The organism is Streptomyces sp. A01 (assembly GCF_059026195.1).
In genome coordinates this window covers 16,928-29,833 of sequence record NZ_JBWLKN010000039.1, presented here as the reverse complement: position 1 = coordinate 29,833, position 12,906 = coordinate 16,928, and the positions used below count along the sequence as shown (strand labels likewise).

9 protein-coding genes are annotated in these 12,906 nt (G+C 68.2%); 7 read left to right on the top strand and 2 right to left on the bottom strand.

Going from position 1 to position 12,906, the window contains the following annotated elements; genetic code table 11:
• Window positions 1–92: 92 nt before the first annotated feature.
• Window positions 93–917 (bottom strand): hypothetical protein, encoded by an 825-nt coding sequence (locus AC5P1B_RS32700; RefSeq protein ID WP_493891633.1) that lies wholly within the window; start codon window positions 915–917, stop codon window positions 93–95.
• Window positions 918–1,279: 362 nt separating this feature from the next.
• Entirely contained in the window at window positions 1,280–2,617 is a 1,338-nt protein-coding gene (eccE, locus tag AC5P1B_RS32695; protein ID WP_493891632.1) for a type VII secretion protein EccE, read from the bottom strand.
• Window positions 2,618–3,023: 406 nt separating this feature from the next.
• Between eccE and eccB the strand changes: the two genes are divergently transcribed.
• From eccB to AC5P1B_RS32660, 7 genes are all read left to right on the top strand, one after another.
• A complete protein-coding gene (eccB, locus tag AC5P1B_RS32690) occupies window positions 3,024–4,598 on the top strand; it encodes a type VII secretion protein EccB (RefSeq protein ID WP_493891631.1) in 1,575 nt (524 codons plus the stop codon).
• Window positions 4,599–4,885: 287 nt separating this feature from the next.
• On the top strand, window positions 4,886–6,196 hold the full coding sequence (mycP, locus tag AC5P1B_RS32685; RefSeq protein WP_493891630.1) for a type VII secretion-associated serine protease mycosin: 1,311 nt from the start codon (window positions 4,886–4,888) through the stop codon (window positions 6,194–6,196).
• Window positions 6,197–6,857: 661 nt separating this feature from the next.
• The gene (locus AC5P1B_RS32680; RefSeq protein ID WP_493891629.1) at window positions 6,858–8,297 is read left to right on the top strand and encodes an outer membrane protein assembly factor BamB family protein; all 1,440 of its coding nucleotides are present in this window, start codon (window positions 6,858–6,860) and stop codon (window positions 8,295–8,297) included.
• Between the two features lie 387 nt (window positions 8,298–8,684).
• A complete protein-coding gene (locus AC5P1B_RS32675; RefSeq protein WP_493891628.1) occupies window positions 8,685–9,110 on the top strand; it encodes a DUF2563 family protein in 426 nt (141 codons plus the stop codon).
• Window positions 9,111–10,855: 1,745 nt separating this feature from the next.
• On the top strand, window positions 10,856–11,947 hold the full coding sequence (locus AC5P1B_RS32670; protein WP_493891647.1) for a S8 family serine peptidase: 1,092 nt from the start codon (window positions 10,856–10,858) through the stop codon (window positions 11,945–11,947).
• Between the two features lie 163 nt (window positions 11,948–12,110).
• On the top strand, window positions 12,111–12,491 hold the full coding sequence (locus AC5P1B_RS32665; RefSeq protein ID WP_493891627.1) for a WXG100 family type VII secretion target: 381 nt from the start codon (window positions 12,111–12,113) through the stop codon (window positions 12,489–12,491).
• A 94-nt stretch (window positions 12,492–12,585) separates the two neighbouring features.
• Window positions 12,586–12,894, top strand: coding sequence for a WXG100 family type VII secretion target (locus AC5P1B_RS32660; protein ID WP_493891626.1), 309 nt, complete (start codon window positions 12,586–12,588; stop codon window positions 12,892–12,894).
• The last annotated feature ends 12 nt before the right edge of the window (window positions 12,895–12,906 follow it).

The window sequence follows — 12,906 nt, the reverse complement described above, 5'->3', positions numbered from 1 at the left end:
GACTAATCACCATGCGCGCAGCAGCGTCAGGCCCGCCCCCGGCCCCTCGTCTCCCAAGGGTGACCGGCAGTGTACGTCTGGCCTGGCTTGCCTCAGTCCACCCGGCGCGGAGCGCCCAGCAACCCCGTCTCGGCCTCCGTGGCCCGCAACGTCACATACTGCCGCGAACGCCGCGTACACCACAGAGTTACCCAGTCCGGGAGCGAGGACAGGGCCTCCACATCCGCTCGCGGCAGTGCCATGACGCGCCCCACTTCCACTGCCTCCTCGGGCGACACCCGCTGGATTCCGACGAGCGCGGCATGTTCCAGCAGCCGGGGAGCGACGGGGCTGACATAGGGCAGAAGGGTCACAACGGACTGCCACGGGGCGGAGGCCACCCGGCCTCGCGGCGGACGCATGCCGCAGTCCCGTACGACGAGAACAGGGCTGCGCACCGACGGCCCCTGTGGCGCCACTCGCCCCACCTCGTGCGTGACCATGCAGGGGTGTCCGCCACCCGCCGCCTGAACGAGGCTCGCCCACGCCTGCGCGCGCCCCGTCTCCACGGCCACCCGGGTGCCCGTGCCCGCCGTGCGCAGCGCGATGACCTGAGCGGTCCACAGACCGCCAATCAGCACCGCATCAAAGGGAGCTGGACGATTGAGCCCCAGCGCCACGGGGACCTGCTGCTGGTCGGTGCCGATCACGACACCGTAATCGCCGATGGGCAGTGACAGCGCGGCGAGCTGCTCGGCGGACAGCGTGTGCCGGTCGCGACGCGGCCCGAGGAGACCGAAACCGAAGCGGGCGCGAACACCGCGCCGACCGGCACCCGCTGAGGCGCCGGAGTCAGGTGCGCCCGGCCCGGACGGCGCGGGAACCCGCGCCCCAGGCGGCCGTTGACCGGAGGCGGGAGCGCCGATGCCTGAAGGCATGCGCACAAGCGGCGTTGTGGCACCCGTAACCGGAGCTGTCGCGCCGGTCGTCGAGGTCGCGGAGGCCGAGGCCCCTGGCGCGAACGCGGGTGGCGCGGCCTGCGCCCCGGCTCCCTGACCGGCGCTCGGCGCATGTCCGGTGCCCGCTCCATGGCCGGCGGGCGCGGAGGCTCCTGGCACGTTGGCCGGGCCGGAAGCGCTCGGAGCGCCATACGCCGTGGTCCCGGCTCCGGTCCCGTAGCGGCCCGGGGAGCTGTACGGGCCGGTGGCGGGCGCCGGGGCTCCGGCACCCGTCGCGGCCCCGCCGTAGTACCCGTGGCTTCCAGGCCCGGGCGTGGAAGGTGATGAAGGTGGTGTGGTCATCAGCGGGTCCCTCCGAGTGGAAGCGTGGCGAGAACACCCGGAACCTGCTCGCGGTCCAGTCGTACGAGACCGGCCTTGGCCTCGCGCGCCGTACGCTCCAGTTCCCGCCGCGCGCACACCAGTTCGTCATCGCTGCGCCCCGTGATCCGGACGTGCCCGCTGATGACGGCTTCCTTGCTGCCGCCTCGGCTCAACGTCAGGCTGAACGTGGTCGCCAGCACCGGCACGGCTGTCAGCGCGGCGACGAGCTGGGGCAGCGGCGTCGCAGCCGTTCCCAACTGGGGCCAGCGGCCCACCCAGTACGTCGTGTGGCGACGGTCGTCACAGCGCCAGGTGCGGGGCGTTTCCACGGTCCGCCGCGCTGGTGTGCCATCGGGCCCGTTGGGCACGGCGGCTATGGGATTGGCACACGCGGCGGCGGCAACCGCCGAGATCAGCTCTTCCTCTGACAGCACCGTCGTCCGGAACCCCGCACCGGTCAGCCGGCTCGCCAACTGGTCGGCGGTGCGCAGCAGGCACCGCTGCGCGCCTTCCAGCCCGCCCCCGCGCGCCTCGACCGCCTCCGGGCAAAGCTCCGGGTCGAGCTTCAACGCGACCCAGGTGATACGCAACGCGGGCGCGCCTGTCCGCGCCTGGAGCAGCGCGTAGTTGCGCGCGGCCACCGCCTGCTCCGGAAGGTGCGGGGCGGGCGCCGGTTGCGTGTGCTGGACGACCTGCGCGGACTCCAGCCGGATGCCGTCCACGTCCATGCCGTCGCGCAGCAGCCCGAGCGGCAGCGAACGCTCGCCACCTCGTGGCCGCAGCCCGGCGTCCGCGGCCTCCACTCGGAGGACCGCCGTCAGGAACGTCCCGTCGCCGATCATCCCGACGTCGCGTCGCGAGCGATCGGTGAACGAGCAGGTCCGCAACGCCGGGTCGCACTCAAGCACCGGGGCAAGACCGGCGTCCGTTCCCGTCGGCACGGGCTCCGCCGCCCGTCGATTACGGCGCCGCAGCGCCAGCGCCGTGCCCAGCCACTCCGGCAAGGACCTTCGATGCCGACGCACCACGGCGAGCAAGACCAGGACCGCGGCGACGGCGCCGGCAGGGACAAGCAGCAGCGTGTCCACGACCCAGGCCACGAGCAGCACGGCGGCCGCGACTTCCAGCAGGACAAGCTGGCGCAGGGGGAACGCGCTGAATCCGCCGCCCCGCGCCGCCGTACGCGGTGCGGCTGTCTGCGCCGCCGCGGCCGTGCCAGGCCCTGCCGGCCCTGTCGCTCCTGGCCCCGGAGTGGTCACACCTCTCGTGGCCGTCCCGCCAGCCACTGCCGCACCCGCCACCGCTGCTCCCGCCATCGCCCCCAGCTCCGCCCTCGGCCCCTGATCCCCGCCCCGCCGGTCCTGCCTCGCTCTGGGCCTGGTCGCCGCCAGCTCCGGCGTCCCCTCAACACCGCGCCACGCGTAGGCGCGCGCCTACGGCCCCAAGCCCCGCTCTCCGGCATGCCCCGCCCGAATGTTCTCGACCCCCGAGTCACCGGACCTTGGTCCGTATTCCCGGTCGCGCGCGACGACCGTAGACCGTAGCGCCCACGCCCCCATGCCATGGCTGTACAACCTTGTACGAAGCGAACCCGCACACCACGTGTTGACCTTCAACCGGCATAGTAGGGGGCTGGTCTGACGACGGCGGCCCGCAGGCCCCGGGGAGCGCCAGCCGAGCACGGCGGCTACACGGTTCCAGCGTGGGGGAGAAACAAAGTCCATGGCATCACGGCGGGATGAGCTCAACGCGTACACCTTCGCCAAGAAGCGCACCGTCGCCGCCTTCCTCCAACCCTCTCCCTCCGGCACGGAGGAAGGCGCCCCCCGGCCACTGCGCGCGGTGCTGCCCGGAGTCATCATCGGCGCGCTCATCCTCGCCGGGTTCGGCGCCTGGGGCATGTTCAAGCCCAAGGCGCCCAAGGGCTGGGACACGCCCAAGGCGAACGTCATCATCGGCAGCGACTCCACCACCCGGTACGTGGTGCTGGAGACCAAGGGCAAAGCCCAGCTGCACCCCGTCCTCAACCTGTCCTCCGCCAAGCTCCTCCTCGACCCCACCAAGGGCAAGGTCATCAAGGTGGACGAGAAGGAGCTGGACAACGGCAAGATCCCGCACGGCCCGACGCTCGGCATCCCCTACGCACCGGACCGGCTGCCCGGCGCGGACGAGGCCGGGAAGGCCAAGCGTTGGGCGGTCTGCGAGCAGCCCGGCGGGCGCGGGAAGACGGTGCAGAACGCGTTGTTCGTCTTCGCCGAGCGTGAGGCGTCGCGGACCGAGGGCGAGGACCGGCTGAGCGCCGGGGAGGCGCTGTACGTACAGGGACAGGACGGTGCGCGCTACCTGGTGGACGCGAGCGGCGGCAAGTACCTGATCGGCGGGCGCGACTGGCGCTCGCGGTCGGCCGACTACTCCGACGACGAGGGCGAGCTGCTGGTGCGCACGGTCGCCCGGCCCTCCGCCCCGCAGCGCGTCACCGACGACTGGCTGGCCACCCTCCACGACAAGACGCCGATCACCTTCCCGATGATTCCGGGCGGCGTCGGGGTGGACGCCGGGATCGACGGGCTCCAGCCGAGCGAGAACATCGTCGGCACCGTACTGAAGGCCGATACCGGCACCGGATCACAGCAGTACGTGGTCCTGCGCGGCAAGGTCGTCCCCGTGTCCGACTTCACCGCCAAGCTGCTCCTCGTCTCGCCACAGCTGGTCGAACTGCGGCAGACCAAGGCCAAGGAAGTGGACGCTGGCGCGTTCCACCCAGCTGGACCCGATGAGGCGTTCTACGGGAAGTACGACTGGCCGCGATCGGTCGTCAAGGCGGTGAACTCCGCTGACTCCTCCGTTGGAGGGGGCGCTCGCGACACGGTGTGCAGCGTGCTGCGCGACGTGGGCGCCGACGGTTCGACGCGACTGAGCACCTGGGCCGGTGAGCATTTCCCCGCGACGGTCGTGGAGGGCGGCAGCACCACCTACGTCACCCCCGGGACCGGGCTGTTCTACCGTCAGGTCAGCGGCTCGAAGTCGGAGTCCGGCGCACTCTTCCTGGTGACTGACACGGGGCTGCGGTATGCCGTGCAGGCGAACAACGACAGCAGCGCCGAGAAGAGCGAGATCGGGACGGACGGGAAGCCGGACAAGCCGGAGGAGCAGAACCGGCAGGAACACGACCAGGCGCGCATCCGGCTTGGATACCAGGACGTCACACCAGTGCGGGTACCGACCGAGTGGTCGCAGTTCCTGGCCAGAGGGCCACGCCTGGACACCAATGCCGCGCTGCAACCGCAAGGCTCGTAGCCGCCGGGAGCGACGGAGCCACCCGGCGGCAGGCAACGGTGGGTGGATGGTGGGCGGAGACAGGAACGCGGCGCGTGCGGGCGCGCGCGACGTGGGGGGCGGGGAGTGCGGCGTACGGGCCACGGGGAACGGAGCACGGGGCGGCGGTGCGGTGGGGCACGGAGCACGGGGCGGCGGTGCGGCCGAGCGTGGCGCACGGAGCACGGAGCACGGAGCACGGAGCGTGGGGCACGGGGCACGGGGCGGAGCGCACCGGGCGCTCGGGGAGCTGGAGAGAGGGACACACGATGGGGACGGTGCGGCAGACAGCCAAACCGGTGGCACTGGTCGCTGCCGCCCTGCTGACAGCACTCGTCGCGGCGCCGCCTGCCGCCGGTGCGCGCACCGGCGGGACACCACCCGTGCGGGACGAGGACCAGCGCACTGTCGCCGATGGCGGATCTCCCGTCGTACGGGGCGGTGCCGTGGCCCTGACGCTGGATGGCAGCGGCGAGTGCACCTATCCGATGAAGAAGCAGTTCGCGGCGCGCCCATGGCCGTTGCAGCGGGTTGTCCTCGACGAGCTCTGGCAGCAGGCCAAGGGGACGGGCGTACGCGTCGCGGTCATCGACACCGGAGTCGATGACAAGAACCCGCAGCTGGCCGAGGCCGTGGACGAGAAGAGCGGACTCGACCTGCTGGGCGAGGGCAAGGGCAAGGACCCCACGGCGGACGCAGCGGGCCACGGCACGAAGGTCGCGGGCATCATCGCGGCCCGTCCGCGTGCGGGCACCGGCTTCGTCGGCCTCGCACCGGCCGCGACCATCATCCCGATCAGGCAGAACGACGAGAAGGGCACCGGCACGACGAAGTCCATGGTGACGGCCATCAGGCACGCGATCGCCCAGAGAGCCGACGTCATCAACATCTCCCAGGACACCGCCAAGCCGCTGTCGCACCACTCGGAGCTGGCCCAGGTCGTCCAGGAGGCGCGTGGCAAGGACATCGTCGTCGTGGCTTCGGCGGGCAACGACGGCCTCGACAGCAAGGTCAAGGAGACCTATCCGGCGGCCTACGCCGGTGTCCTGGCCGTAGCGTCCTCCGACCGCAACAACGAACGCGCGCCGTTCTCGCAGCGGGGCCCTTTCGTCGGGGTCGCCGCGCCAGGTGTCGACGTGGTCTCCACGGTGCCTGGCAACGGGCAGTGTGTCGACAACGGCACCAGCTTCTCCGCCCCGTACGTGGCCGCCGTGGCGGCGCTGCTGCGCGACAAGTACCCGGACTGGACGGAGCGGCAGGTCGTCGCCCAGATGAAGCAGACCGCTGACCGGTCCATCAACGGCCGCGACAACAACGTCGGCTGGGGCGTTGTCGACCCCGTACGCGCCCTGAGCGGCGACGGGCAGCCCATCACGGCGCCCACGCCCGACCGGGTCGGAGCGGAGGGGCAGAGCGCTCCTGAGCCGGCCACCCTCACCCTGGGAGAGACGCCGCAGGAACGGCGCGAGCGGCTCGCGACGTACGCGCTGGGCGCGGCGGCGGTGGTCGTCGCGGTCACCATGGGGACCGCCGTCGTCCTCCGGGACCGGAACCGCCGTCGACGGGCTCGCCAGATCTGAGAGCCCGGCTACCCGCGGCATGGGGCCCACGCGCATCGTGCGAACGGCCGGGGCGGGGGCGCCGTGCGATGACGGGGCAGCCGGTACGGGGCCGCGCGAGCGGGGTGTTGGGCGGCGGCTCGCGGCGCACCGTCATGCGCCCGGCTGCCAATGAGCCGTTTCGGGGCGGTATATCACCCCCGTGGCCTGTGGTCCATTACCTCGCCGGTGCAATCTTGGCTGAGAATGGTAGAAAGAACCCCCGCTAGATTGTCGTTGCATGGTGGGTCCTGTGACCGATTCGCTCCTTTTCGGGGGATAGTTCATCCGAATTGCGGGGGGAGGCCGATCGGTCGGCGGGCCCGCGTAAAGAGGTTAGGCGCTCATGTCGCAGCCGCCCCCGCCCCCCAATCAACCGCCGTCTGGTGGCTTTGGCGCACCGCAGGAGCCGTCGCAGGGTGGCTTCGGCGCTCCTCAGCAGCCGCCCGGGTATCAGCCGCCGGTGCCGCCTTCTGGTCCGCCGACGCCTCCGGTGGCTCCGCCTCCTCCGCCCGCAGACGCACCGCCCCCAGGGTGGGGCAGTCCCGCCGGGCACGCGCAGCCGACCCAGCAGAACCCGTACGCACAGCCGCCGCAGTACGGCTACCCGCCGGCGGGGCAGTCGCCGTACGGTCCGCCCGGCATGGGCGCCCCGGGCGGTGGCCAGAACGGCCAGAGCAAGAAGCGCACGGCGCTCATCATCGGTGTGGCCGTGGCAGTGGTCCTCGCGGCTGGTGGTGCCGTCTGGGCCATCGTGGGCGGCGACGACGGCGACAAGAAGCCCAAGGCCAGCCAGAGTTCCGACAACAAGAAGAAGGAGACGTCCGAGCCGACCAAGGGCACGGACGAGGAGACCGCGAGCCCGGAGGAAGAAGAGGTGGACCCCAACGAAATGCGCCAGGAAGGCGAAGCGAAGGTCCTTTTCCAGACTCCCGCACCGAAGGTCCCCAGCAGCGGTGTCGACATTCCTGGCTTCTGGGTCATGGACGACTATGTCGTCAAGGCTCTCAAGGACAAGGTGATCGCGTACACCAACGACGGCGAAGAGAAGTGGAACGTCCCGCTTCCCAAGGACGTGTGCGCGGCACCGACCAACGCCACTGACGACGGCAAGGTCGTCATCGCGTACCAGGGCCGCAAGAAAGACGAATGCAGTCAGCTCGCGCTGATCGACATGAAGGCTGGAAAGAAAGTCTGGGACAAGCCCGCTCCTGAGGGCGGCTTGTTCGGTGAGGGCTATTCCAGCATGGGGATCGCCCAGAGCGGTAACGGCGTCGGACTGTCATGGTTCGGCGGCTCGGCGATGGTCGACCTCAAGAACGGTGATGAGCTGAAGTCGGAAGAGCTCAGCGCCTCCTGCTCCGTCAAGGGCTTCGCCGGCGGCAAGGCCCTGCTGCGTGCCTACTCCTGCACCGACGGCACAGCCAAGCTGCAGAAGATGGACCCGGCCACCGGAAAGGTCAAATGGACGTTCCCGGTCCGTAAGGGGTACGAGGTCACCAAGGTCTACTCCACCAGCCCGGTGGTGATTCATCTCGTCGATGAAAAGCGGAAGTCCGGCGGCATCATCGCCCTCAAGGAGGGCGGCAAGGAACGCTCCGCCCTCGATCCCGGCAAGCAGAGCTACCAGCCCGACTGCGGGATGGACATCTTCGGCACCAACATGGGCGGGTGTCAGGGAGTCGTCGCGTCGGACGACACCTTCTACCTGCCGACGAAGATGGACAGCAGCGGCAGCGGCCTCACCACCGAAATCCACGCCTTCGACCTCGATACGGGCAAGAAGAAGTGGGAGTCCAAGGCCGACGGCAAAATGATGTCCCCGCTCCGTATGGACGGTAAGAACCTCATCGCCTACCAGGAGCCGACCTACGACAAGGCCGGTGCGCTCGTCAGCATCTCGCCGAGTGGCGGTGCGCCGAAGAAGACGGTGCTGCAACTCCCGGCGGCGACCCGGAAGACCGAGGACGGTTTTTACCGCACGCGGCGGGTGCTCGATGACGAGGGCCGCTTCTATATGGCCTCCGAGCGCCTGACGGGCTCCGAGGAAGGCGAGAAGCTCATTCTGGCCTTCGGCCCCTGACTGCTCTGACGTTTCCCCACGCAGAGGGGGCGGACACCAACTGGTGCCCGCCCCCTCTGCTTTGGCGTCACATGGCATCGCATGGCAGCGGGTGCCGCCGCGCCCCCGCTGCGCGGAACGCCCGGGCGACACCACCTCGTTCGGGCGCCGACACGCCCTAGCCAGTCACTCGTTTGGCTGCCTGTCAGATGACACGACAGTCACCCTGAATCGCCAGTTCGCCGCCCCTGTCCGAGCGGTAGTGAGCCCCGTCTTGTTCGCCCTACCCCTGCGCGCGAGGTAGCACGGAGTGGTTAGAGTGGTACGCGACGTCATCTACGGCGTAGGGGGAGGCGGAGCGAGATGGGCGAATCGGACAATCCCAGAGCTCAAGGTGGCCCCAACCTCGTGCGCGAGGCTGAGACCCTCGCGCACTTCAAGGGGCGCATTGACCAGATCCTGACCGACTTGGAGAAGTCGTCGGCATCGAAGACGAAGATCGGCGACCAGAAAATCGCCCGGGCCGCCTACGGCAAGGGTTTTGGAGCCGCCGACGACCTGGCGAGCATGTACGAGAAGGTCCACGCCCGCCTGGAGAAGTTCTCGCGGACACTGGGCGATCAGCTTGAGGCGCTGGGTATCGCGGTCCAGATCGCCGACCGCGGCTACGGCGGCGTGGACGCCGACCAGCGGGCCCGGTTCGCTGAGCTCCAGAGGCGAGCCGAAAAGGATTACGCGCAGTCAGCCGACGGCCAGTCGGCGAATGAGGAGGCGGCCGCGAAGCGGGATACGGGAGACGGGTCCACCGGGGGCTCCGGCTCGGCCTACAGCTAACAGCTAGCGGGGAGCAGGGCGTTGGGAAAGGGAGAGTTCGAGGGCCGGTCCCTCGAAGAGCTGTACGCGATGGTCGCCGACGCGAATCCCGGCGAGCTGACGAGCGCGGGAAACGCGCTCAGTGACGCGGCGCCGAAGGTCCGGGCGATCGGTCGTGAACTACGACGCTACGTCGCCCGAGTGGAGTGGAAAGGCGAGGGCGCGCGGGGCTTCCAGGAATGGGCGGACGGCTTCTCGCGAGAGGTCATTCGACTGGGAGCCTTCACGAGCGCGGTAGGCGACCACATGGTGAACGCCGGTCAGGCGCTGACCGAGGCGAAGGCCGCCGTGCCGAAACCGGTTGATCGGGCGTCAGCTCATGGCGACACGGATCTGAAGGCCACCGTTCTCAAAGAGTCGACCACGAAGCGCGATGAGGCGATCCAGCAAATGGAGCGGCTCTCGTCCTATTACAAGGCGGCTCGGGAGGACATTGATGCGGAGCGGGAGCCGGAGTTCAAGCCGATGGCCCAGTGGCGCCGGGAGAGCGGTGAGAGGCGTTACAACCTAGCCGTGCCGACGGGCGAGGCCATTGGCGCTGGCAGAGGCAGTGAGTCTTCTGCGGTGGCGGTGTCGCATGCCAGTCGTTCTCCTCATGAAGCGAACGGATTCGCACAGCCAAGCGATATCCGTATGGCGGAAGCAGACCCGTCGGCAACCACGAACCTCGACTCCGTTGGGGTGCCGTCTGCGCAGGCACCCCAGCGTCCAGACGGCGGCACGCGTGCGTCCGTCCAGGAACCCCCACGTGCGGACTTGCCCCCCGTCATTGGCAGACCCGGCATTGCCCAGCCGACTACGCCAAGCGACATTGTGTCCAGGCGTCCAGTGGGCAGGAACGCTGTTGGCAGCACGGATGCGACGAAGCCTGTCACCAACTCAGGTAAGCCGGGACTTCGTGGGGGCGGCGGTCCGCATCCTGGGCCGGTTGGTGAGGGAACAACCGGCGGTCAGCCTCGGGCGGTGAGCAGCCCAGCAAATCCCGCCTCACGCTCTCCTCGCGGAACGGTGATTGGTGAGGAGCGCAGCCCTCTGACGCGAGGACCAATGGGCGGCGGCGCGCATCCCGGAGCCCTGGGCGCTGGAACGCCTGCCGGCGGAACCCCTGCTGGACGCCGAGTGGCGTCAGAGCACGGCGGGCCAGTCAGCGCGCCCCGCGCCCCCGCTACACCCACTTCGACCAACCGTGGGACTGTCGTCGGTGAGGAGCGAGGGGCAGCGATGAGGGGACCGATGGCCGCAGGCGGCCATCCCGATCCTGGAGGCTTGGGTGCGGATGTCGGCCGAAATAGCACAGTCCGGAGAGTGGCGGCTGAGCCGGGCGGCTTTATCGCCGAATCGCGTACAAATAACCACGGACGCTCCGGCTTCACCCCCGGTGGGACAGGTCTCGTCCGGGAAGGTGAAATGCCTAGCCCGGATTCACGCATCAATAATCAGAGTGCTGAACGCCACCGGCGGCACAACGGGACAGCAGAGGATGCCGACGCTGGGATTCGCAGCACCGTTCCGCGCGTCATTGAGTAGTCGATAGGACACGCGATATGTCTCGGGATGCCTTCTCGTCACCAACCTCTCAACGGCACTCACGCCGAAGAGCGGAACTCCTGACTGTGATTGCTATCGCCGTCTGTATATGTCTTAGCTCGCTTGGTGCTGCGGAGGCGGCGGAGAGAATCCGGTCTCGACAATGGCATTTGGACGCGATGAAAGCGGACAGCGTGTGGAAGGTGAGCACGGGAAAAGATGTGACGGTCGCTGTCCTTGACAGCGGTGTTAATGCTTCCCTTCCTGAACTGCGAGGGCAGGTGCTTCAGGGGAGAGATCTGACGGAAGGCGGCGGCGACCCACGTGAAGATGAGCATGGGCATGGGACAGCCATGGCGAGCATCATTGCAGGCACAGGGAAAGGAGGGGGTATACGGGGATTGGCCCCTGGAGTAAAAATTCTTCCCGTAAAAAATGAAGACTCCTCGTCTGTGTTTGGTAGTTTTGAAAGACCTTTGAGTGAGGGAATTCGATACGCCGCCGACTCGGAAGCGAAGATCATCAACATCTCGCAAGGGAGTTTCGTCGACTCGCCGAACATCGCCATAGTCCAGTCGGCTATCAAATATGCTCTATCCAAGGGGAAGCTGATATTCGCTGCTACTGGCAATTCTGGTGACGGAGGGAATTCGCGAGAGTATCCGGCGTCACTACCCGGTGTAGTGGGCGTGGCTGCCACGGATAAGGCAGGGAAGGTCGCGAAGTGGTCCACGTACGGATCTCAGGTAGCTCTTGCGGCGCCGGGTGTAGATATTCCCGCACATTGCAAGACGGAGGATGCCTTTTGTGCTACCCGCGGCACCAGCCAAGCCACCGCCCTCACCTCCGCAGCAGCCGCCCTCATCTGGTCCAAGCACCCGAACTGGACGAACAATCAGGTTCTCCGCGTGATGATGGATACGGCGGGAAAACCCGAGGGCAAGGTCCCGAGTAAGTACATCGGGTACGGGACCATCCGCCCGGCCAAGGTCCTGCTTGAAGGTAAGGGAGACCCTGGCCCTGCCGACGTCAATCCGCTTTTCCCGGAACGGGTGAAGCCGAAGCCGAAACCGTCGGCCTCCTCAGCGGCACCTTCCTCCGGCGGTGAGGAGAAGAACGGTGGGGGCTCCAAGGGGGAACCTGCCGGGCCCGTCGCGGCCGCCAGTGACGATGAAGGGTCGGGCACCGGCGTGTGGGTTGGGGTTGGGGTGGCCACAGCGGCGGTAGTCGGCGGCGGTGCGTTCTTCCTGAGCCGCCGCCGAAAGGCGTAGCCGAGAAACGGCTACGTGGGAACGGCTGTGGCGGGGACTTGGCCGCACAGTCAGCGAACAGAACACAACACAATTGACCGCCTCCAGCAGGGGGGACACCGAGTGTTGAGCGCGCCCATCAGCTTCAGGGTACAACTCGCTCGGACAAGGCGAAGGGTGGAACATGTCCGGCCAGCAAATCAGCTACGCGGCCTTTCAGAAGTTCGAGAGCACGATCGGCTTGGTGAGTGGGGAGTTGTCGACCAACCTGCGGAACCTGGCGAATACGCTCGCCACCGTGCAAGCCGCATGGACCGGTGACGGCGCGGGCGCGTTCCAGCGGGCTCAGACGTCGCTGAACGATGACCACGACGCGCTGCGCAGGCTGATCGACGGTATTCACGAGGCCGTCATCGCCACCCGCAACTACGGCTCCAACAACGACGCCGAGATCCTGTCGAGCTTCCGGGCGATCGACGTCAACGGCGACGCTGCCGGCGGGCATCTCAGTGGGTCCGGCCGAAATGACATGGCGGGACTCGACAGCAAGATCAGTGGTTACTAGAGACCTGGCATTGACCAGCGCCTGCGCCTGCGCCAGCGCCAGCCCCGGCGCCGACGCGTCATATGTGGACGAAGACTGAGGGAGTGGGGGAGAAATGGCACAAGACAACGTTGATCTCAAGGTCAATTACGGGTCGGTCGAGCAGACGGCCGGAGACATCGAGCGAGCTTCAGGCGTGGTGCAGCGGCAGCTCGACGAGATCTGGAACGCGGTCAAGGCCGTGTCACATGGCTGGGACGGTGAGGCGAAGCTGATGTTCGACGCGGCGGACCAGCAGTTCCACGCTCGTGGTGATCACATCCAGAAGACGCTTACGGAGATCTCCAAGAAGATCCGACAGGGCAGCATGGACTATCAGGAGACGGACCGCCGGGCCTCGAAGTTGTTCGACATCGGCTACTAAGCGCGTACTGAG

Excerpts from the sequence above, each read along its gene's own strand:
- eccE (WP_493891632.1), bottom strand. The coding sequence starts at position 2,617 with ATGGCGGGAGCAGCGGTGGCGGGTGCGGCAGTGGCTGGCGGGACGGCC.
- eccB (WP_493891631.1), top strand. The coding sequence starts at position 3,024 with ATGGCATCACGGCGGGATGAGCTCAACGCGTACACCTTCGCCAAGAAG.
- mycP (WP_493891630.1), top strand. The coding sequence starts at position 4,886 with ATGGGGACGGTGCGGCAGACAGCCAAACCGGTGGCACTGGTCGCTGCC.
- AC5P1B_RS32700 (WP_493891633.1), bottom strand. The coding sequence starts at position 917 with ATGCCTTCAGGCATCGGCGCTCCCGCCTCCGGTCAACGGCCGCCTGGG.
- AC5P1B_RS32680 (WP_493891629.1), top strand. The coding sequence starts at position 6,858 with ATGGGCGCCCCGGGCGGTGGCCAGAACGGCCAGAGCAAGAAGCGCACG.
- AC5P1B_RS32670 (WP_493891647.1), top strand. The coding sequence starts at position 10,856 with ATGAAAGCGGACAGCGTGTGGAAGGTGAGCACGGGAAAAGATGTGACG.
- AC5P1B_RS32665 (WP_493891627.1), top strand. The coding sequence starts at position 12,111 with ATGTCCGGCCAGCAAATCAGCTACGCGGCCTTTCAGAAGTTCGAGAGC.
- AC5P1B_RS32660 (WP_493891626.1), top strand. The coding sequence starts at position 12,586 with ATGGCACAAGACAACGTTGATCTCAAGGTCAATTACGGGTCGGTCGAG.